The sequence below is a fragment of the Pseudomonas beijingensis genome, from assembly GCF_030687295.1.
GTDB lineage: Bacteria > Pseudomonadota > Gammaproteobacteria > Pseudomonadales > Pseudomonadaceae > Aquipseudomonas > Aquipseudomonas beijingensis.
The window spans coordinates 4,497,860-4,519,292 of the sequence record NZ_CP117425.1 but is presented as its reverse complement, the minus strand read 5'-3'; the positions used below and the strand labels follow the sequence as shown (position 1 = coordinate 4,519,292).

General features: G+C 62.9%; 17 protein-coding genes and 1 pseudogene. 12 read left to right on the top strand and 6 right to left on the bottom strand.

Annotated elements, in window-relative coordinates:
• Positions 1 to 213: 213 nt before the first annotated feature.
• The 4 genes and pseudogenes from PSH84_RS20240 to PSH84_RS20225 all read right to left on the bottom strand — a co-directional run bounded on the left by PSH84_RS20240 (position 214) and on the right by PSH84_RS20225 (position 3,914).
• Positions 214 to 1,005, bottom strand: a complete 792-nt coding sequence (locus PSH84_RS20240; RefSeq protein ID WP_305481670.1) for an ABC transporter permease — start codon at positions 1,003 to 1,005, stop codon at positions 214 to 216.
• A complete protein-coding gene (locus PSH84_RS20235; protein WP_305481669.1) occupies positions 1,002 to 1,733 on the bottom strand; it encodes an ABC transporter ATP-binding protein in 732 nt (243 codons plus the stop codon). Before PSH84_RS20235 ends, PSH84_RS20240 begins: the two co-directional genes overlap by 4 nt.
• Positions 1,730 to 2,719 (bottom strand): YVTN family beta-propeller repeat protein, encoded by a 990-nt coding sequence (locus tag PSH84_RS20230; RefSeq protein ID WP_305467189.1) that lies wholly within the window; start codon positions 2,717 to 2,719, stop codon positions 1,730 to 1,732. Before PSH84_RS20230 ends, PSH84_RS20235 begins: the two co-directional genes overlap by 4 nt.
• 27 nt (positions 2,720 to 2,746) lie before the next feature.
• A pseudogene (locus PSH84_RS20225) lies at positions 2,747 to 3,914 on the bottom strand (ABC transporter substrate-binding protein).
• A gap of 379 nt (positions 3,915 to 4,293) precedes the next feature.
• Between PSH84_RS20225 and PSH84_RS20220 the strand changes: the two are divergent.
• Both PSH84_RS20220 and PSH84_RS20215 read left to right on the top strand, forming a co-directional pair.
• Positions 4,294 to 5,547, top strand: a complete 1,254-nt coding sequence (locus PSH84_RS20220; RefSeq protein ID WP_305481668.1) for a HAMP domain-containing sensor histidine kinase — start codon at positions 4,294 to 4,296, stop codon at positions 5,545 to 5,547.
• Positions 5,547 to 6,185, top strand: coding sequence for a response regulator (locus tag PSH84_RS20215; RefSeq protein WP_305467184.1), 639 nt, complete (start codon positions 5,547 to 5,549; stop codon positions 6,183 to 6,185). Before PSH84_RS20220 ends, PSH84_RS20215 begins: the two co-directional genes overlap by 1 nt.
• Before the next feature lie 186 nt (positions 6,186 to 6,371).
• Here the strand turns inward: PSH84_RS20215 and PSH84_RS20210 are convergent, their stop codons facing one another.
• On the bottom strand, positions 6,372 to 7,016 hold the full coding sequence (locus PSH84_RS20210; protein WP_305467183.1) for a pentapeptide repeat-containing protein: 645 nt from the start codon (positions 7,014 to 7,016) through the stop codon (positions 6,372 to 6,374).
• A gap of 128 nt (positions 7,017 to 7,144) precedes the next feature.
• A complete protein-coding gene (gene exaA / locus PSH84_RS20205; RefSeq protein ID WP_305467182.1) occupies positions 7,145 to 9,010 on the bottom strand; it encodes a quinoprotein ethanol dehydrogenase in 1,866 nt (621 codons plus the stop codon).
• Between the two features lie 253 nt (positions 9,011 to 9,263).
• Here exaA and pedF point away from each other — a divergent pair, with 253 nt between their 5' ends.
• The 10 genes from pedF (at position 9,264) to mqo (ending at position 21,321) form a co-directional block, all read left to right on the top strand.
• Positions 9,264 to 9,725, top strand: a complete 462-nt coding sequence (gene pedF, locus PSH84_RS20200) for a cytochrome c-550 PedF (protein ID WP_039588337.1) — start codon at positions 9,264 to 9,266, stop codon at positions 9,723 to 9,725.
• 5 nt (positions 9,726 to 9,730) lie between these two features.
• A complete protein-coding gene (locus tag PSH84_RS20195) occupies positions 9,731 to 10,606 on the top strand; it encodes a substrate-binding periplasmic protein (protein WP_305467181.1) in 876 nt (291 codons plus the stop codon).
• Positions 10,607 to 10,616: 10 nt separating this feature from the next.
• Positions 10,617 to 11,372 carry a quinoprotein dehydrogenase-associated SoxYZ-like carrier gene (locus PSH84_RS20190; RefSeq protein ID WP_305467180.1) on the top strand — a complete coding sequence of 252 codons (756 nt, stop codon included), beginning with the start codon at positions 10,617 to 10,619 and terminating at the stop codon, positions 11,370 to 11,372.
• Positions 11,373 to 11,388: 16 nt separating this feature from the next.
• Positions 11,389 to 12,324 (top strand): quinoprotein relay system zinc metallohydrolase 1, encoded by a 936-nt coding sequence (locus tag PSH84_RS20185; RefSeq protein WP_305467179.1) that lies wholly within the window; start codon positions 11,389 to 11,391, stop codon positions 12,322 to 12,324.
• A 276-nt stretch (positions 12,325 to 12,600) separates the two neighbouring features.
• Positions 12,601 to 14,376, top strand: coding sequence for a PQQ-dependent methanol/ethanol family dehydrogenase (locus PSH84_RS20180; RefSeq protein WP_305467178.1), 1,776 nt, complete (start codon positions 12,601 to 12,603; stop codon positions 14,374 to 14,376).
• Positions 14,377 to 14,645: 269 nt separating this feature from the next.
• Positions 14,646 to 16,166, top strand: coding sequence for an acetaldehyde dehydrogenase ExaC (exaC, locus tag PSH84_RS20175; RefSeq protein ID WP_122565536.1), 1,521 nt, complete (start codon positions 14,646 to 14,648; stop codon positions 16,164 to 16,166).
• A 273-nt stretch (positions 16,167 to 16,439) separates the two neighbouring features.
• Positions 16,440 to 16,511: a pyrroloquinoline quinone precursor peptide PqqA gene (pqqA, locus tag PSH84_RS20170; protein ID WP_003243383.1), complete on the top strand. Its 72-nt coding sequence runs from the start codon at positions 16,440 to 16,442 to the stop codon at positions 16,509 to 16,511.
• A gap of 133 nt (positions 16,512 to 16,644) precedes the next feature.
• Positions 16,645 to 17,802 carry an alcohol dehydrogenase-like regulatory protein ErcA gene (gene ercA, locus PSH84_RS20165; RefSeq protein ID WP_122565535.1) on the top strand — a complete coding sequence of 386 codons (1,158 nt, stop codon included), beginning with the start codon at positions 16,645 to 16,647 and terminating at the stop codon, positions 17,800 to 17,802.
• The gene (locus PSH84_RS20160; RefSeq protein WP_122565534.1) at positions 17,786 to 19,156 is read left to right on the top strand and encodes a hybrid sensor histidine kinase/response regulator; all 1,371 of its coding nucleotides are present in this window, start codon (positions 17,786 to 17,788) and stop codon (positions 19,154 to 19,156) included. The genes ercA and PSH84_RS20160 overlap by 17 nt, the downstream gene beginning before the upstream one ends.
• Positions 19,157 to 19,677: 521 nt before the next feature.
• Positions 19,678 to 21,321, top strand: a complete 1,644-nt coding sequence (gene mqo, locus PSH84_RS20155; protein ID WP_122565532.1) for a malate dehydrogenase (quinone) — start codon at positions 19,678 to 19,680, stop codon at positions 21,319 to 21,321.
• Positions 21,322 to 21,433 lie beyond the last annotated feature (112 nt).

Sequence of the window (21,433 nt, the reverse complement as noted above, 5' to 3'; positions counted from 1 at the left end):
CTTGTGAATGCGACCATAGACAGGAAAACCGGTACTAAAGTAGTAATTTGAGCCATGGGCCCTGCGCAGAACCCTTGTGGATACCCATGTGGGAGCGAGCTTGCTCGCGATAGCGGTGTGTCAGTCAACATCATTGCTGAATGATCCGCCGCTATCGCGAGCAAGCTCGCTCCCACAGGTCTTTACCCACAGGGATATTGGGATGGGGCAGGTTCAATTGGCCTTGCGCAACGCCGCATGCTGCGGATTGAACGTCCACACCGCCAACAGCGCGAACACCAGGGTCAACCCCACGCACACCACCATCGCCAGCAGGTTGAACTGCTCATACAGCGCAAAACGCACCAATTCCACGCCATGGGTGAACGGGCTGACCGCGCAGAGCCAATACAGCCACGGGCTGGCTTCCTGCATTTTCCACAGCGGGTATAGCGCCGAAGACAGGAAGAACAGCGGGAAAATCACGAAATTCATCACCCCGGCAAAGTTCTCCAGTTGCCGGATGGCATTGGACAGCAACAAGCCCAGGGCGCTGAGCATCAGGGCCACCAGCAGCAGGGCCGGCAAGGCCAGCAGCAGGCCCATGGCCGGCGGTTGGATGCCGTACAGCCAGGCGATGGCGAGAAAGGCGTAGACCTGCAACAGCGAGATCAGCGACGTCGCCAGCAACTTGCTCGCCAGCAGGAAAGCCCGCGGTAGGGGGCTGGTGAGCAGGACGCGCATGCTGCCCATTTCCCGGTCGTAGACCATCGACAGCGAGCCCTGCATGCCGTTGAACAATAGGATCATGCAGGCCAGCCCCGGTACGATGTACACCTCGTAGGGGATGTAGGTGTCGTAGGGCGCGATGATGGCGATGCCCAATGCCGCGCGAAAACCGGCGGCGAACACCAGCAGCCACAGCAGTGGTCGGACCAGGGCGCTGAGCAGCCGGGTACGTTGCAGCACAAAGCGCAGCCATTCGCGCATGACGATGCCGCTGAAACAGTGCCAATACGCGTTCATGGCCGGACTCCCGAGGCGGTCAAATGGGTGAAGGCCGAACCGAGGGTGCCACCGTGTTCCAGGCTCACCGCATCGGCCTGGCCGCTGGCGACCAAGCGGCCCTGGTGCACGATCAACAGGTCGTCGCTGGGCTGCACTTCGTCCAGCAGGTGAGTGGTCCAGAGCACACTGATGCCCTGTTCGCTGCACAGTTGCCGGATGTGCAGGCCCAAGGCGAGGCGGCTGGCCGGATCGAGGCCGACGCTGGGTTCGTCCAGCAGCAACAGGCGCGGCTCATGGAGCAGGGCGCGGGCGATTTCCACCCGGCGCCGATGCCCGCCATTGAGGTCGCGCACCCGCTCGTGGCGGCGCTCGATCAGGTGCTGGCGGGTCAGTTCGGCATCAAGACGGACGCTGCCCTGGGGCCGGGAAAAACCATGCAGCGCCAGGTGATAGCGCAGGTTCTGGTCGATGCTCAGGTCCAGGTCCAGGGTGCTCTGTTGGAACACCACGCCCAACTGGCGCAAGGCCGGGCGCGGTGATTTTTGCAGGGAGTGACCGCCGACGCGGATGTCACCGCGTTGCAGGTCGTACAGGCGCGTGAGCAGGGCGATCAGCGTCGACTTGCCGGCGCCGTTGGGCCCCAGCAGCGCTGCGAAACGTCCGGCGGGCAGGCTGAAGTTCATTTGCTTGAGGGCTTCGCGTGCGCCATAGGCAAAGCTCAGGTCGCTGACTTCCAGGGCGTTCATGGCGTGACCACCACGCCCCAAGGGTAGCGCCCGACTTTCACCGACTTCAGGACTTTGCGGCTCTCTACATCGATCACCGAAACATCGCCGCTCACGCCATTGGTCGCCAGCAATTGCTTCTGGTCCGGGGTGAACGCCAGTTGCCAGACCCGTCGACCCACCAGCAGGTAATCCAGTACTTCGAAGGTCTTGGCGTCGATCACCGCCACATGGTTGGCCGGGCCCAGGGCGACGAACGCCAGCTTGCCGTCAGCACTGAGCTTGATGCCCACCGGCTGCACTTTGTCCGGGTGCACACCCTTGATCTGGAACGTCAGGGTCTTGAGCACCTGGCGCGTGGCGACGTCGAGAATGGTCAACGACCCGCCGATCTCCGCCGAGGCCCAGAGCTGCGTGCCGTCGCGATTGAATTCGACGAAGCGCGGCCGTTGGTCGACGAGGGTGTTGTCGGCCAGGGTCTGGGTGCTGGTGTCGATCCAGTGCAACATGTTCGTGGTTTCACTGGTGTTGACCGCCCACTTGCCGTCGGGGCTGACGGCCATGCCTTCGGGCTCGACACCCACGCCAATCTGGCCCAGCACTTCGGAGGTCTGGGTGTCGATCACCGTGACCAGGGCGTCGTCTTCGTTGGACACGTAGAGCCAGCGGTCGTTGGGGTGCAGGGCGAACTGCTCCGGGTCCTTGCCGGAGGGCAGTTCCTTGATGATCTTGCGGGTGGCGACGTCCATCACCTGGACTCGGTCCGAATCGCTGGCGCAGATGTACAGCAGGCGACTGTCGTGGGACAGCAACAGACCCCGGGGACGCTGGCCCACCGGCAGGGTCTCGATGACTTCCAGGCTTTGCATGTCGATCAGGCTGAGGCTGTTGTCTTTCTCGTTGGACACCCAGGCGATGCTGGCGGCCGCGGGGCCGGCGGCGAGCAACGCAGCGCCCAGGGCGAGGGCTTTGCACAACTGGGCCGGTTGGAGCAGGGAGCGGCGCATGGCGGTTTTCCTTATTGTTGTTATCGATCAGGGGTAACGGCAGCTCACTTCGGGCCGGTCATGGCCCAAGCTGTCCATTTCATTGGAAGGGTGCAGGAAACCGTCCTGGGGCGAGGTGCTCACCAGTGCCCGGGGCTGGACCAGGGGAATCGGCTGGCGCAACTGGCCGTTCCACGGCCGGTAGCTGAGCTTGCGACCCTTGAAACCGTCCAGGGGCAACTGGTCGCTGAGGGCCAGTTGGCGGATGGCGAACGGGTCGTCCTGACGCAGTTTGCTCACGGCGGCGGCGATGCTGCGCACGGCGATCCAGGCGGCGAAGTCACGGTCGTTCATCCAGCGTCCGGCCAGGGCTTCGAAGCGTTTTTGCAATTGCGCCGCGCCGTAGGTTTCAACGGTCTTGTGCCAGCCGGTGGGCGTCAGCCCTTGGGTGCCGGCCACTGGGCGCGGGTACCAGGTCTGGTAGGGCAGGTATTCGCCGAAGTCGCCGCGCTCGTCGGCCACCAGCACCACATCGTACTCGGCAGTCTGGGTGAACAGCGGCATGTCGGCCTGGGCGCTGCGGCGCTGGTCGTTGTCGAACTGCCAGGCTTTCTCGGCGACGATCTTCATGCCGAAGCGTTTCATGGCTCGGCGCAATGCGGCGGCATAGGCCTGGTCCTCGGGCGTCTGGCCAACGATCAGCAAGGTCCGCTGCCATTTGCGCACCACGCTGAACTGCACCAGGGCATCGGCAAGCATGGCGCGGTCGGGCAGGCTGTGCAGCACGTTGCCCAGACAGTCGGTGGTGCGCAGGCTGTCGTCGGGGCTGCCGGCGTTGAACAGCAGGCTGTCGGGCAGGGCGGCGCTGAGCTGGCGCAGGCTGGCGGCCGGTGCGTTGACCACGAACAGCCGCAGGCCCTGGTCGTGTTGGGCACGGGCGGCCTGGAGCAAAGCTTCGGGACTGTCGACGCTGGCGCTTTCCAGGCGGTAGTCGTGCTTGAGAAAACGCCCAGTGCTGTTGCTGTCGACGATCGCCAGCTCAGCGCCGCGCAACCCGGCATCGGCCGGTTCGGCAATGACGTTGGAGAGCAGCGGGCCCGCGGTCGGGACGATAACCCAGGTAGCCGATGCGCACTTGCAGCGGCGTGGCCTCGCCTGCGTGAGCGGTTGCCGCTGCCAGCAGAATAACCAGGGCGTAACTGACGAGCCGGCGCATGACGTCCTCCATTGCGGGTAGCGCCAGCATAGGAAGGCGATGGCCCTGGGGAAATATGCAGAAAGTACCGCCGGGGCAGTACCAAGGTAGTAACCTCGCCGTGGAGGCCGGGGTTTTAGGATGCAAGGCAATCGTCATTGACCAGGAGGGGACAGACCATGCGGATTCTCAAGACCCTGCTGCTGCCGTTGCTGCTGATCCTGAGTTTGATCGGGGTTGACCGTCCCAAAACCTGGAAACCCCCAAGCCCCCCTGTGGGAGCGAGCTTGCTCGCGATGACGACGGCACAGCCAATACTGAGGCCGACTGAACCACCGCTATCGCGAGCAAGCTCGCTCCCACAGGGGGTAGGTATCAATTCAGGGGTGGAACGCTAGCCATGTCAGCCCTCTGGCGTATCAACCTCTGGGTGTCAGCCTTCTTCGCCCTGGTCACCCTGGCCTGTGCCGTCCTGTTGTTGCATCAGGCCACGGCCGATGTGAAACGAGAGCTGCAATCGGCCGAGTCGGTGGTGCATTACCTGCGCGAAACCGCCGAGCGCGACCCAGCCAGTCTCCAGCCGCGGTTGACCGGCAGCCTGCGTCATGTGCGGGTCCGTTGGCTGGCCCCTGGGGAGCGGTTCCGGGCGGATGAAGACGGGATGAAGGCCTGGTTCGGCCGCCGTCTACTGGACGACGGCCCCGCAGCCCAGGTGGTGGAGTTGCCTGACGGTCGACGGGCGTGGATTGCGGTCGATCCACGGGACGAAATCGACGAGATTATCGATTCGTTGGTGCAACTGTTGTATGTCTGCGCCTTGGCGTTGTTGCTCAGTTTGCTGGTGATCCGCTGGGCGGTCCGCCGGGGCATGCGTCTGCTCGATGAGTTGCTCCATGCGTTGCGTCAGGTGTCTGCCGGGAACCTGCAGGTGCGCCTGGGCACTGACGGTCTCCCGGAAGCGCAGCAGCTGGCAGGGCATTTCAACCGCATGACCGCTGCCTTGGCCGAGGCCCAGGCCGATAACGCCCGGCTCACCCAGGCCTTGCTGGCCGTGCAGGAGCAGGAGCGCACCCGGCTGGCCCAGACCCTGCACGACGACCTGGGTCAATACGTGGCCGGCATTCGTGCCCGCGCCTGCCTGTTGCGGCTGGTGATGGATCAGCCATCGGCGCTGGAGCAGACCGTCCGCCAGCTCGAAGACCATTGCGAGCATTTGCAACACGGTTTTCGGGCACTGGTGCATGACTTGTACCCGGTGGTGTTGCAGCACCTGCCATTGTGCGAGGCCATCGGGCTGTTGGCCGGGCAATGGCAGGCAACCCAGGGCATCGCCTGTCAGCTGCGGATCGACGAAGCCCTGCCGCCTATGTCCGGGGCGGACAAGACCCACCTGTATCGCTTGTTGCAGGAGGCGCTGACCAACGTTGCCCGGCATGCCGGTGCCACCCAGGTGCGGATTCGCCTGCAACATCGCGCCGGGCGCCTGCGGTTGCTGGTGCGCGACAACGGCCGCGGTGCGACACAACCATCGCGCGCCGGTGTGGGCTTGCACTCGATGTCCGAACGGGCGCGCAGCCTCGGCGGTGAGTTGCGCATCATCAGCCAGCCTGGCGCCGGTTGGGCGCTGGCTTTGAATATTGCCCTGGAGGCGTGATGAATATTTTGTTGGTGGATGACCATGCGGTGGTTCGGCAAGGCTACGCCAGCCTGCTGCGGGTGCTGATGCCGGACCTGCAGGTCCGCGAAGCGGCCAGCGGTGAAGAGGCGCTGAGCCAGGTGCAGGAACAGGTGCCTCACCTGGTGATCATGGACTTTGGCCTGCCCGGTATCAGTGGCCTGGAAACCACCCGCCGGCTGCGCCAGCGTCTGCCGCAATTGCGGGTGTTGTTCTTCAGCATGCATGACGAACTGCCGCTTGTGCGCCAGGCATTGGACGCCGGCGCCGCGGGCTACCTGACCAAGAATTCGGCGCCCCAGGTGCTGGTGGAAGCGGTACGCCGGGTGCTGGCCGGCCATGCCTACATCGAACAGTCCCTGGCCACGCAACTGGCCTGCGCCAGCTCCCGGCAGGCTGTCGACCCGCGCCTGCAATGCATGACCCAACGGGAGTTGGAGATATTCGTCATGCTCGCCAAGGGCACCCCGGCCCGTACCATCGCCGAACAGCTATGCATCAGCGCCAAGACCGTGTCCAACCACCTGACGCTGCTCAAGAGCAAGTTGCGGGTCAGTTCCCATGCCGAATTGGTGCATTTGGGGATTGATATGGGGGTGGTGCGGGTGGCCGGTTGAAACCCCTCATGCCCAGGCGATGACGATCCACTGTGGCGAAGGAGCTTGCTCCCGCTGGGGTGCGGAGCGCCCCCAAAACCCGGCACCTCGGTGTATCAGGTCCATTGAGTTGACCCTATTGAGGACTGTTTCGCAGTCCAGCGGGAGCAAGCTCCCTCGCCACAGGGTTTATGTGATCCAGAGCCTTCACTGATCCCAGGAAGACGGGCACCCCGTACAGCCTTGCATATTCGCATCCTGGAAATTCCCATAATGCTGGCGAGAACCGCTCAAGTTGGCCTGTTCCAGGTTGCTTTCGCCGAGCTTGGCTTCCTGCAGGTTGGCGTCGCGCAGGTCGGCGCCCTTGAGGTCGGCCTTGCTCAGCCAGGCCATTTCCAGGTCCGCCGCCTGCAGATTGGCCTCGTGCAGGCGGGCGCCGGACAGGCGGGCAAACTGCAGGTAGGCCGCCGTCAGGTCGGCACGCTGGAACTGCGCGCCCTGGGCGAACAGGCCCCAACCCTGGATTGCCGTGAGCTTGGCACCGCTGAAGTCCGCCAGGCGCAGGTTGCTTTGCTGCAGGCTGGCACGGGTCAGGTTGGCGCCCTGTAGCTGGGCTTTCTCAAGGTTGGCCAGGTCCAGCCGCGCGTGCCGCAGGTCGGCATCACGCAGGTCGGCGCCGCTGAGGTTCATCTTGCGCAAGTCCTGGTTCGCCAGTTTTGCGCCCCGCAGGTTGGCGCCGGGGCATTGGCTGGATTCGGCGATGAGGCAGCCGTTGATTGTCAGCGGGGTGTCGGGGTCATCGGCATTGGCAAAGGCGCCGATGAACAGAAGCAGCAGTGGTAATGATTTCATGGCATGAACTCAGGCAATTGTGGGGCGGGCTTGCTCGCGATGGCGGTGTGTCAGTCAACATCATTGCTGAATGAGTCGCCGCTATCGCGAGCAAGCTCGCTCCCACAGGAGAGGGTGTTTTAGCTCAGTTACTTCTGCGCTGTGGCCTTATCCCAGCTCGGAATCTTGAACACCCAGAACGAGCCACCCTGGGCCACGGGTTTGGTCAGTTCGGCCATGTCGCCGCCCCACAACGGCACGGCGCCGCCATAGCCGACGGTTACGCCGATGAACTGCTCGCCGTCCTGTTCCCAGGTGATGGGCGGGGAGACAATGCCGCTGCCGGTCTGGAATTTCCACAGCTCCTTGCCCGTTTTCGCATCGAAGGCCTTGAAGAAGCCGTCGCCGGTGCCGGTGAACACCAGGTTGCCCTTGGTCGCCAGCACGCCGGCCCACAGCGGCAGCGGTTCCTTGTGCTCCCACACCACTTTGCCGGTGGTGGGGTTCATCGCCCTCAGGCTGCCAACGTGATCGTCGTACATGCGTTTGATACGGAAGCCCATACCCAGGTAAGCCGAGCCTTTCTTGTAGTTCACTTCCTCGGTCCAGTATTCCTCTTTCCACTGGTTGCCGGGGACGTAGAACAGACCGGTGTCCTGGCTGTAGGCCATGGGGTTCCAGTTCTTGCCGCCGAGGAAGGGCGGCGAGACTTCCACCGGCTTGCCCTTGGTCTCACCGGGCAATGGCTTGGCTGGACGCTGGCCGGGGTTTTCCACGGGGCGGCCGGTCTTCAGGTCGATGTGGCTGGCCCAGGTGATGTTGTCGACGAAGGGGAAGGCGTTCTGCAGCTTGCCGTTGTTGCGGTCGACCACGTAGAAGAAACCGTTGCGGTCGGCGTGGGCGGTGGCCTTGACCACCTTGCCGTCCTTGTCCTTGTAGTCGAACAGCACCAGCTCGTTGTTGCCGGAGAAGTCCCAGGCGTCGTTGGGCGTGTGTTGGTAGAACCACTTCACCTCGCCAGTGCTTGGGTCGACACCGACCTGGCCCGAGGTGTAGAGGCTGTCGTAATCGTGAGGGTTGCCGTCCTTGGCCGTGCGTGCCCAGGTGTTCCATGGGCCGGGGTTGCCCGCGCCGACGATGATGGTGTTGCTCTCGGGATCGAAACTGGCGCTCTGCCAAGGTGCGCCGCCACCGTGGCTCCAGGCCTCGACCTTGCCGGTCTCGGTGGTTTTGTCGTCGGGCCAGGAGGGTGCCTTGACGTCGCCGGTCGGCGTGCTGTCCTTGCCGTTGAGGCGGCCCATGTGGCCTTCGACGAATGGGCGCATCCAGACTTCTTCACCCGTGTCCGGGTCGCGGGCGAACAGTTGCCCGACCACACCGAATTCGTCACCGGAACTGCCGTGGATCAGCAGGACCTTGCCACTGGTCTTGTCCTTGATCAGCACCGGGGCGCCGGTCATGGTGTAGCCGCCGGCGTGGTCGCCGAATTTCTTGTTCCACACCACCTTGCCGGTGTTTTTATCCAGGGCGACCACCCGCGCGTCGAGGGTGCCGAAGTAGATCTTGTCGCCATAGATGGCTGCGCCGCGATTGACCACGTCGCAGCACGGGCGAATGTTGTCCGGCAGTCGGTGGTTGTAGGTCCACAGGCGCTTGCCGGTCTTGGCGTCGAGGGCGAACACCCGCGAGTACGAGCCGGTGACGTACACCACGCCGTCGCTGACGATGGCCTGGGATTCCTGGCCGCGCTGTTTCTCGTCGCCGAATGAGTAGGACCAGGCCGGGGTCAGCTTGAACACATTCTTGTCGTTGACCTGGGCCAGCGGGCTCCAGCGCTGGGCGTTGGTGCCCATGCCGTATTGCAGCACGTCCTGGGTGGTCAGGTGATCGTTGGCGATGTCTTCCCAACTGACCCCTGATGCTGCGGCGTTGGCCAAGGGGCTCAGCGACAGACTGCCGGCCAGCAGCAAGGCAACGGTCAGGGCGGAGAGGGCGGGTAGCGTTTTTATTCTCATGGTGGCAGTTCCCAGTGAAAGGTTTTGGCCTGACTAGGTTGGGTCGCGCCGGGGCCCGCCGATACGGAAAAAGTCCCGCCTTTGCCGGGAAAACTTCCCGAACCGCCTGTCTTTGCGACTTGCGTCGGATGGCCTGCTACCAAGGAACTAGACCCCGGCCACCAAAGCAGCATTCGGCTGGTGGCACAGGGTTCCTAAGATGACGGCACGGCCTCTGCCAAGAGGTCTTGCGTGCAATCCAGAGGGCATAACAATGACAACAAAACGCAACGCCATCATCGCGACCGCATTACTGATGGGGCTGACCGGCGCAGGCTCCGCATGGGCCCATGGCAACGTAGTGCCCCAAGCAGTGGAAACCAAGGGTCTGACTCCGATCAAGGACACCAACTTGCCGTTGGATGCCGATGGATGGGCTGCCCAGAACCCGTATCGCAATTCCCCCGAGCGTGACAAAGCCGTGGAAATCGGTGCCTCGGCCTACAATCAGAACTGCGCGGCCTGCCATGGCCTGGAGGCCAAGTCCGGCGGGATCGCCCCGGACCTGCGCATGCTCGACGCCGCCGAAGCCGGCGATGAGTGGTTTGTCGAGCGCGTGCGCCACGGTGCGGTGCGCGACGGCCGGGTCTACATGCCGAAAATGGCCGACTACCTGAGTCAGGAAGCCTTGTGGGCGGTGCGCACCTATCTCGACAGCGTGCACGTCGAGGAGTGATCGCCATGCGCCTGTTCGCGTGGGTAATCTGCAGCCTGCTGCTATGTGTCCAGGCGGTGCAGGCGCAGGTGCGCAGCTACGACCAGATGATCGCCGCTGGTGAGTTGAAGGTCGCGGTTTACAAGGACTTCGCTCCCTACAGTTTTGAAGACCAGGGCCAGCCCCGGGGTGTTGATGTTGAATTGGCGCAGGCTTTGGCCAAGGCCATGGGCGTGCGTCTGAAACTGATGTGGGCACCGCCCGGCGAGAAGCTCGATGACGATCTACGCGACTACATCTGGCGCAGCAGCCCGCTGCACGACCGACAACTGGCCGACTTGATGATGCGTGTGCCGTACGATCACGACTACGTGCAAAAACGCAACGATATCGGTGAGCTGGAAAATGCCCAGGTGGTGATGTTCGGGCCTTATCAGCAGGAGTGCTGGCAGGTCGCGTATGACCGTCGTCGACTGGATTCGGTGGGCAGCGTCGCGGTGTTCCAGCAACACCCCATCGGGGTGGAAGTCGACAGCGTGCCGTCGTTCTACCTGACCTCGGTGTTCAATGGCATGCTCAGCGCCAGGACCCGCCATTACCCCAGCGTTGCCAAAGCCTTTGGGGCCATGCAGGCCGGGGAGGTCGACGCTGTCATGGCCATGCGCGGGGAAGTCGACTGGCAAGTGCATGAGGCGGCCGATCCGCAACTGGCACTGGCGGAGAATGCCTATCCGAACATGGGCAAGCAACGCTGGGAAATCGGCATGGCGGTGCATGAAAGCAACCGTCAGTTGGCCTATGCGGTGGAAGAGGCGCTGGAAGGCTTGATCCGCGACGGCAGCCTCAAGGCAATGTATGCCCGCTATGGCCTGCGCTACGAAGTACCCGAGATGTACCAATAGGAGCGCAGGGATGAACTGGCGAGCGTATGGCCTGCTGTTGTGGTGCCTGCCGTGGCTGGCGATGGCGGTCGAGCCAGGGAAGGATCCGGTGCCGTCGGTGATGTGGGCCTTTTATCACAAACAATTGCTGGGGGACGCGCCGTTCGTGTTCGACGACCGGGTGCGACTGCTGGCGCCACCCTTTGCCGAAGACGCGCGCCAGGTGCCGCTGGAAATCGATGCCCGGGCATTTACTGGCGACGTTGTGCGGGTGCTGGCCTGGGCGGAGCTGAACCCGTTGCCGAAAATCGTCGACTTCCAACCGGGGGAGCGGGTGCTGCCCTGGCTGTCGATCCGCATTCGCATCGAACAGGCCACGCCGTTGCGCGCCGCCGTGCAGACCCGCGATGGCCTGTGGCACGTCGGTTCGACCTTGATCGACGCGGCGGGTGGTGGCTGCACTGCGCCCAGCGTGGTGCGCACCCAGCCGGGTTGGGAGGAACACTTGGGCGAGGTGCTGGGCGGTCGTTATCCGCGAGGGGATTCGAGTCGCTTGCGCCTGCAAATTGCCCATCCGATGGACAACGGCCTGGTGAGCGGCATCCCGGAGTTCTTCATCAACCAGGCGCAACTGCTGGACGCTGACGGTCAGGTGTTGGCGCGCCTGGAGCTGTTCCCGGCGGTCAGCGAAAACCCCAACCTGGGCTTCGACATCCAAGGCCTGGGACAGACCCGCCTGGTGCTGCGCGACAACAGTGGCAACGCGTTCGAGGCGGCCATTCCCTGACCAGAAGGAGCGCACCATGCGCTGGCTGTTACTGATCTGTCTTGGCCTGTGCCTGCCGGCATGGTCCGCCACCGAGTATTCACTCAAGCCCCGGCAGATCGCCGAAGGCACCTGGCTGCTGGAAGGCAGCACCGAGAACTTTGCCAAGGCCAACGGCGGCAATATCGTCAATACGGCGTTCATCGTCACCGATGTCGGTGTGGTGGTGATCGACACCGGGCCGTCGAAGCGCTACGGCGAGGCGCTGCGCCAGGCCGTTGCGGCGACCACCGATAAGCCGGTCATCCAGGTCTTGCTGACCCATCATCACCCCGACCATGTATTGGGCAACCAGGCGTTCAGCGACGTGCCCATCGGTGCCTTGGCGGGCACCACCGATCTGCTGCGACAACAGGGTGATGCGCTGGCGGAAAACATGTATCGGCTGGTGGGCGATTGGATGCGTGGCACTGAAGTGGTATTGCCGACCCAGGCGCTGGCGGCCGGGACGCTGACGGTGGGCAATCACTCGTTGCGCTTGTTGCAACTGGCCGGGCACACCGGGGCCGACCTGGCGATTCTCGACGAAACCACCGGCGTGCTGTTCGCCGGCGACCTGGTGTTCTACGAGCGCGCCCTGACAACCCCCAACAGCCCGGGGCTGGAGGTCTGGCTCAACGACCTGGACACCTTGCAGGCGTTGCCCTGGAAGCAGATCGTGCCCGGCCATGGCCCGGTTGCGACCAACGCCCGGCCTTTCTCGCAGATGCGCGACTACCTGGGCTGGCTCGACCAACTGATGCGCGACGGCGCGGCGCGGGGCGACGACATGGCCGAGATGATCCGCAGCCCCATCCCCGAGCGTTTTGCCGGGATCAGTTTGAGTCGCTATGAGTTGATTCGAAGTGTCAGTCATCTTTACCCGCGGTATGAGCGGGCGGGGATGAAGCGGGTGGACACCCAACCCGAATGATTCCCGTGGCGAGGGAGCTTGCTCCCGCTGGGCTGCGCAGCAGCCCCTGTATCAGTCACCCCGGCTATCAATATTGACTGGGCCATTTTCAGGGCCGCTGCGCGCCCCAGCGGGAGCAAGCTCCCTCGCCACGGGGGGGCGCTGCTCCTCCACATGTACCAAGGAACTAGAAAACTCAACACAGCGGGCAATTGTTGGCGACGGCCCCGAGGCCAAGAATCTGTGGCAGACCGGGAAAATTTCCCGGGTATAACAATAACCGCAGAGGTAGCCGTCATGAGTCATCCCGCACGTCGCCAACCCTTCGCCGTGAGCCTGCTGCTCAGTGCCATGCTGCTGTCCGGTTCGGCCCTTGCAGCCGTGACCGATCAGGAAATTCTCCAGGACCCGAAAAACCCGCAGCAGGTCGTGACCAACGGCCTGGGCGTCCAGGGCCAGCGCTACAGCCCGCTCGATACCCTCAATGTCAATAACATCAAGGACCTGCGGCCGGTCTGGGCGTTCTCCTTCGGCGGCGAAAAGCAGCGTGGCCAGCAGGCCCAGCCGATGATCAAGGACGGGGTGATGTACCTCACCGGTTCCTATTCGCGGGTGTTTGCGGTGGATGCGCGCACCGGCAAGAAGCTGTGGCAATACGATGCGCGCCTGCCCGATGACATTCGCCCTTGCTGCGACGTGATCAACCGCGGCGTGGCCTTGTATGGCGACCTGGTGTTCTTCGGCACCCTCGACGCGAAACTGGTGGCTTTGAACAAGGACACTGGCAAGGTGGTGTGGAGCAAGAAGGTGGCCGACCACAAGGAAGGTTATTCCATCAGCGCCGCACCCATGGTGGTGAACGGCAAGCTGATTACCGGGGTGGCCGGGGGCGAGTTCGGTGTGGTCGGCCAGATCAGCGCCTACGACCCGAAAAATGGCGAACTGCTGTGGACCCGTCCGACCGTGGAAGGCCACATGGGCTACGTCTACAAGGACGGCAAGGCGGTCGAGAATGGTATCTCCGGTGGCGAGGCCGGCAAGACCTGGCCGGGCGATCTGTGGAAAACCGGCGGTGCCGCGCCTTGGCTGGGTGGCTACTACGACCCGGAAACCAACCTGCTGCTGTTCGGCACCGGCAACCCGGCGCCCTGGAACTCCCACCTGCGCCCTGGCGACAACCTCTATTCGTCGTCGCGCCTGGCCCTGAATCCTGATGACGGCAGCATCAAATGGCACTTCCAGAGCACGCCTCATGACGGCTGGGATTATGACGGCGTCAACGAACTGATCTCGTTCAATTACAAGGAAGGCGGCAAGGACATCAAGGCGGCGGCGACCGCTGACCGTAACGGCTTCTTCTACGTGCTCGACCGCACCAACGGTAAATTCATCCGCGGTTTCCCGTTTGTCGACAAGATCACCTGGGCCACTGGCCTAGACAAGGAAGGGCGGCCGATCTACAACGAGGCCAGCCGTCCGGGCGCGCCGGGCAGCGAAGCCAAGGGCAGCTCGGTGTTCGTCGCACCGGCCTTCCTCGGCGCGAAAAACTGGATGCCGATGGCCTACAACCAGGACACTGGGTTGTTCTACGTGCCGTCCAACGAATGGGGCATGGACATCTGGAACGAAGGCATCGCCTACAAGAAAGGTGCGGCGTTCCTCGGGGCCGGTTTCACCATCAAGCCGCTGAACGAGGACTACATTGGCGTGCTGCGGGCCATCGACCCCAAGACCGGCAAGGAAGTCTGGCGCCACAAGAACTTCGCGCCGCTGTGGGGCGGGGTCCTGACCACCAAGGGCAACCTGGTGTTCACCGGCACGCCTGAAGGGTTCCTGCAGGCGTTCAACGCCAAGACTGGGGAAAAGGTCTGGGAATTCCAGACCGGCTCCGGCGTGCTCGGCTCCCCCATCACCTGGGAAATGGACGGCGAGCAATACATCTCCGTGGTTTCCGGCTGGGGCGGCGCGGTACCGCTGTGGGGCGGCGAGGTGGCCAAGCGCGTGAAAGACTTCAACCAGGGCGGCATGCTCTGGACCTTCAAGTTGCCGAAAGAGTTGGTGGCCAAGCGCTGAGCCAACCTTGGCAAATGTAGAACCTGTGGGAGCGAGCTTGCTCGCGATGGGGCCAGAACATCTTGCATTGATGTTGACTGATCCGCCGCCATCGCGAGCAAGCTCGCTCCCACATAAAAGCTCCGGTTCATCCCCGGATCGCGGCAAAACCTACGACCAAATAACGAGAGTCCCCCCTGCCAACGACGCATTCGTCCGGCTGGCGGGGCTCTCTACCATCGGCCTATCGCCTGTCCCGTGACAGGCATCGACCAGGCAGAGGCCCCATCATGATCTACGCACAACCCGGAACCCCAGGCGCCGTCGTTTCCTTCAAACCGCGCTATGGCAATTTCATCGGCGGCGAATTCGTCGCGCCGGTCAACGGCGAGTACTTCACCAACACGTCCCCGGTCAACGGCGAAGTCATTGCCGAATTCCCGCGTTCCAGCGCCGCCGACATCGACAAGGCACTGGATGCCGCCCATGCCGCCGCCGACGCCTGGGGCAAGACCTCGGTGCAGGACCGTTCCCTGGTGTTGTTGAAAATCGCCGACCGCATCGAGCAGAACCTGGAAATCCTCGCCGTCAGCGAAACCTGGGACAACGGCAAAGCCGTACGCGAAACCCTCAATGCCGACGTGCCGCTGTCGGCCGACCATTTCCGTTACTTCGCTGGCTGCATCCGCGCCCAAGAGGGTGGGGCGGCCGAGATCAACGAACTGACCACGGCCTATCATTTCCACGAGCCGCTGGGCGTGGTCGGGCAGATCATCCCGTGGAACTTCCCGCTGCTGATGGCGGCCTGGAAACTCGCCCCGGCCCTGGCTGCGGGGAACTGCATCGTGCTCAAGCCGGCGGAGCAAACACCGCTGTCGATCACGGTCTTCATCGAGCTGATCGCCGACCTGCTGCCACCCGGGGTGTTGAACATCGTCCATGGTTTCGGTCGCGAAGCTGGTGAAGCCCTGGCCACCAGCAAGCGTATCGCCAAGATCGCCTTTACCGGATCCACGCCGGTGGGTTCGCACATCATGAAGTGTGCGGCCGAGAACATCATCCCGTCCACCGTGGAACTGGGCGGCAAGTCGCCGAACATCTTCTTCGAAGACATCATGCAAGCCGAACCTGCCTTCATTGAAAAGGCCGCCGAAGGCCTGGTGCTGGCGTTCTTCAACCAGGGCGAAGTCTGCACCTGCCCGTCCCGGGCGCTGGTGCAGGAGTCGATCTACGAATCGTTCATGGCCGTGGTCATGAAGAAGATCGCCAAGATCAAGCGCGGCGACCCGCTGGACACCGAGACCATGGTTGGCGCCCAGGCGTCCCAGCAGCAATTCGACAAGATCCTGTCGTACCTTGAAATTGCCCAGCAAGAGGGCGCCGAACTGCTCACCGGCGGTGCTGCCGAGCGACTCGAGGGTGATTTGTCGAGCGGCTATTACATCCAGCCGACCCTGCTCAAGGGCCACAACAAAATGCGCGTGTTCCAGGAAGAGATCTTCGGCCCGGTGGTGGGTGTGACCACCTTCAAGGACGAAGCCGAAGCCCTGGCGATCGCCAACGACACCGAGTTCGGCCTGGGTGCCGGCCTGTGGACCCGCGACATCAACCGCGCCTACCGTATGGGCCGGGCGATCAAGGCCGGTCGTGTGTGGACCAACTGCTACCACCTGTACCCGGCCCATGCCGCGTTCGGTGGCTACAAGAAGTCCGGCGTGGGGCGTGAAACCCACAAGATGATGCTCGACCACTACCAGCAGACCAAGAACCTGCTGGTGAGCTACGACATCAATCCGTTGGGGTTCTTCTAACCCGAGACCACAGCACCACCCCCTGTGGGAGCGAGCTTGCTGTGGGAGCAAGGCTTGCCCGCGATACAGACGACTCGGTCAGCCGATCAGGCCGAGGGCGATTCATCGCGAGCAAGCTTTGTTCCCACAGCAGGCCCCACATTTGAATATGTATGCCCCTGAATTGATACCAACGCACCCCACCCACCGCTTCGAAAGTAGCATTCGAGCCCCAGGCTTGGCGTGCATTAATGACCTTGCCGGAATCGCCCGGTACAAGAAGAGGAAAGACCCATGTGGACTAAACCCGCGTACACCGACCTGCGTATCGGCTTTGAAGTGACGATGTACTTCGCTAACCGATGAGTGCCGGCCCGGCCTGGGACGTTCAGGCCGGGCTACCCCATTGGTCTGATTGCATTCACAGCGGGATGCTTTAGGCTCAAGGTATCCCCTGACAATAACAACAGGCTTACCGATGAGCCACGTAACTGAAAAGATGAGCCTCAGCCCGCTGCGCAAGTTCGTTTCTCCTGAAATCATGTTCGGTGCCGGTTGTCGGCACAATGTCGGCAACTACGCCAAGACCTTCGGCGCACGCAAAGTGCTGATCGTCACCGACCCCGGGGTCATCGCCGCCGGTTGGGTGGCGGACGTCGAAGCCAGCCTCCAGGCCCAAGGTATCGATTACTGCATCTACAGCGCGGTCTCGCCCAATCCGCGGGTCGAGGAAGTGATGCTCGGGGCCGACCTGTACCGGGAAAACCATTGCGATGTCATCGTCGCGGTGGGCGGTGGTAGCCCGATGGATTGCGGCAAAGGCATCGGCATTGTCGTTGCCCACGGCCGCAACATTCTCGAGTTCGAAGGTGTCGATACCCTGAACGTGCCCAGCCCGCCGCTGATCCTGATTCCCACGACGGCGGGGACGTCGGCTGACGTGTCGCAGTTCGTGATCATCTCCAACCAGCAAGAACGCATGAAGTTCTCCATCGTCAGCAAGGCGGCGGTGCCGGACGTGTCGCTGATCGATCCGGAAACCACCCTGAGCATGGACCCGTTCCTGTCCGCCTGTACCGGCATCGATGCGCTGGTGCATGCCATCGAGGCCTTCGTGTCCACCGGTCACGGCCCGTTGACCGACCCCCATGCACTGGAAGCCATGCGCCTGATCAATGGCAACCTGGTGCAGATGATCGCCAACCCGGCGGACATCGCCCTGCGGGAAAAAATCATGCTGGGCAGCATGCAGGCCGGGCTGGCGTTCTCCAACGCGATCCTCGGGGCTGTGCACGCGATGTCCCACAGCCTGGGCGGTTTCCTCGATTTGCCCCATGGCCTGTGCAACGCGGTACTGGTGGAGCACGTGGTGGCGTTCAACTACAACTCGGCACCGGAGCGTTTCAAGGTGATAGCCGAGACCCTGGGCATCGATTGCCGAGGGCTCAACCACCAGCAGATCCGCGGCCGCCTGGTGGAGCACCTGATTGCCCTCAAGCACACCATTGGCTTCCACGAGACCCTGGGCCTGCACGGCGTGAGCACCTCGGACATTCCGTTCCTGTCGCAACATGCGATGCACGACCCGTGCATCCTCACCAATCCTCGGGAGTCGAGCCAGCGGGATGTCGAGGTCGTCTATGGCGAAGCCCTCTGACGAGCAGCAAAAAGCCCTGGAGGGGCTGCTGGGACTGGGCAATCACTCGACGCGCAAGAGTCACTATCCGGAGCTGACGGCGCGCCTCGATGAGCTGGAACAGGCCCGGCGACACCTGCAACAGCTCAATGACCAACTGGAGCAGCGGGTGGCCGAGCGCACCGATGCGCTGTTGGAAGCCAACCACAACCTGCAGCAGCAGATTGCTCAGCGCGAGCTGGTTGAACAGCAATTACGCGACGCTCGGGACGTCGCCCAGGCCGCCAACCGCAGCAAGGACAAATACCTGGCCGCCGCCAGCCATGATCTGTTGCAGCCCCTCAACGCGGCCCGTCTGCTGATCGCCACGTTGCGTGAGCGCCAACTGCCTGCCGCCGAGCACGTGCTGGTGGAACGCACCCACCAGGCGCTCGAAGGCGCCGAAGACCTGCTCACCGACCTGTTGGACATTTCCCGGCTGGACCAGGCAGCGGTCAAGCCCGACCTGGCGCCATATAGGCTGGATGAGTTGCTGGGGCCACTGGTATCGGAGTTTCAATCGGTGGCCGGTGCCGCCGGGTTGGAGCTGCGGGCGCGGTTTGGTGACGAAGCGGTGCTGACCGACCTGCGGTTGATCAGCCGTATCCTGCGCAACCTGCTGAGCAATGCCTGCCGCTATACCGACCAGGGTGGCATTCTCCTGGCGGCCCGGCGGCGGGGAGGGCGCTTGAGCCTGGAAGTCTGGGACACGGGGCGCGGCATCGCAGCCGATTGCCTGGAGTCGATTTTCCTCGAATTCAACCAACTGGACGTCGGCCGGGCGGCGGATCGCAAGGGCGTGGGCCTGGGGTTGGCGATTGTCGAACGCATCGCCCATATCCTCGGCTATCGGGTGCAGGTGCGTTCGCGACCGGGGCGAGGCTCGGTGTTCAGTATCGTGGTGCCGCTGTCGGATGAAAAACCGCTGCCCATGGCGCTGGCCCCGGTACAGGCGGTCGCCGGCAACCCGCTGCCGGGGCGGCGCTTGTTGGTGATCGACAATGAGCTGAGCATCCTGCAAAGCATGGCCGCGCTGTTGGGGCAGTGGGGCTGCGACGTGTTGACCGCCACCGACGAGGCGGGTGCCCTTGACGTGCTGCAAGGCCGTGCGCCGGAGCTGATCCTGGCGGATTTTCACCTGGATCATGGGGTCGTGGGCTGTGAAGTGGTCAAGCACCTGCGCGAGCATTTCCACCAGGCGATCCCGGCGGTGATCATCACCGCCGACCGCAGCGACCAGTGCCGCCGCGCCCTGCGCAAGCTGGATGCACCGCTGCTCAACAAACCGGTCAAGCCTGGCAAGTTGCGGGCGGTGTTGAGTCAGATGCTTGGGTAGCGCCACTCCCGGAAATCCCATCAACCCTGAACCCCTGTGGGAGCGAGCTTGCTCGCGATAGCGGCCGATCAGTCAACATCATTGTTGAATGTTCCGGCCTCATCGCGAGCAAGCTCGCTCCCACAGGAGGTCTGCATCGGGCAAAGGGGATTGATATCAGGCTCACTGCCGACCAGGGCCATTAAAATGCCGTCATTTGGTCGGCGTTTTTGCCCAGAATGTAAAAATGCGCTTCGGTCTGTTTATTTCCTTATGTAAACTCCCCCCGCTGCGACAATCGGGCACGGCCACGTCAGGCCCGATGAGCACCGTTTGCAGCGTCCCTCACCCAGCTGAAGCCAAGACCTACAAGAAGTCAGCGCCGGAGAGACATAAACGAGAGGTCGACGAATGTGCTCGGCCCTGTAGGTCCATCCTCCAGTCCGTCTCGATCCCATCCCCCTGGCGTTGCTGGCCGTGGATGTGGTCTATCCTTGATCAGGACCGGTGGATGGAATGGCGTTCATCCTAGGGATACACACATGTTGAAGAAAACACACACGGCGCTACTGGGCCTGGCGATGGCGATGGGTCTTGCGACCACGCACGCCGCCGAGCCAAAAAAAGTGGATGTCTTGCTCATCGGTGGGGGCATCATGAGCTCGACACTCGGCGTCTGGCTCAATGAGCTGGAGCCGGGCTGGACCATGGAAATGGTCGAGCGCCTGGACGGTGTTGCCGAAGAGAGCTCCAACGGCTGGAACAATGCCGGTACCGGTCACTCTGCGCTGGCCGAACTGAACTACACGCCGGAAGACAAGAACGGCAAGGTTGATATCTCCAAGGCCATCGAAATCAACGAAGCCTTCCAGATCTCCCGCCAGTTCTGGTCCTGGCAGGTCAAGAACGGCGTGTTGAAGAACCCGCGTTCGTTCATCAACTCCACCCCGCACATGAGCTTTTTGTGGGGCGACGAGAACATCGCGTTCCTGAAGAAGCGCTACGAAGCCCTCCAGGCCAGCCCGTTGTTCGCCGGCATGCAGTATTCCGAAGATCGCGAGCAAATCAGCAAGTGGGTTCCGCTGATGATGCAAGGGCGTGACCCGAGCCAGAAAGTCGCGGCTACCTGGAGTCCCCTGGGTACTGACGTGAACTTCGGCGAAATCACTCGTCAATTCGCGGCTTACCTGCAAACCAAGCCGAACTTCTCCCTCAAGCTGTCCAGCGAAGTGGAAGAGATTACCCGCAACGAAGACGGTACCTGGCGCGTTTCGTACAAGAACCTGAAAGACGGTACCGAAACCGAGACCGACGCCAAGTTCGTGTTCATCGGCGCTGGTGGCGGTGCGTTGCACCTGCTGCAGAAGTCCGACATCCCGGAAGCGCGTGAATACGCAGGTTTCCCGGTGGGTGGTTCGTTCCTGGTCACCGAAAACCCGACCGTCGCCCAACTGCACCTGGCGAAGGCGTATGGCAAGGCTTCGGTGGGCGCTCCGCCGATGTCGGTTCCACACCTGGACACCCGTGTGCTCGATGGCAAGCGCGTGATCCTGTTTGGCCCGTTCGCAACGTTCTCCACCAAATTCCTGAAGAACGGTTCGTACTTCGACCTGCTGACCAGCACCACCACCCACAACGTGTGGCCGATGACCAAGGTCGGTATCGAACAGTACCCATTGGTCGAATACCTGGCCGGCCAGCTGATGCTGTCGGATGAAGACCGCTTCAACGCCCTGAAAGAGTACTTCCCGGAGGCCAAGCAAGAAGACTGGCGCCTGTGGCAGGCCGGCCAGCGCGTGCAGATCATCAAGCGTGACGAAGAGAAGGGCGGCGTCCTGAAACTCGGCACCGAAGTGGTCGCGTCCCAGGACGGCAGCATCGCCGGCCTGCTGGGTGCCTCGCCTGGCGCCTCGACCGCTGCACCGATCATGCTGACCGTGCTTGAGAAGGTCTTCAAGGACAAGGTCGCAAGCCCAGCCTGGCAGGAAAAACTGCGCCAGATCGTGCCGAGCTACGGCACCAAGCTCAACGAAAGCCCTGAGCGCGTAGCCCAGGAATGGGCGTACACCAGCGAGGTCCTGCAACTGGACCCGCCACCGGCGATCGGCAAGCCAGGCGCCCCAGCGGCACCGGCCAAGCCGGGCCCAGCCCCTGAGGCCAACCCAGCGGCTGACATGGCGCTGTAAGCCGGACGCTGTCTGGTGAGGCATAAAAACGCCGCTCATTGAGCGGCGTTTTTTTTGGGGTTCGGTAAACCCTGTGGGCGCGAGCCTGATCGCGATGACGGTTTACCTGAAC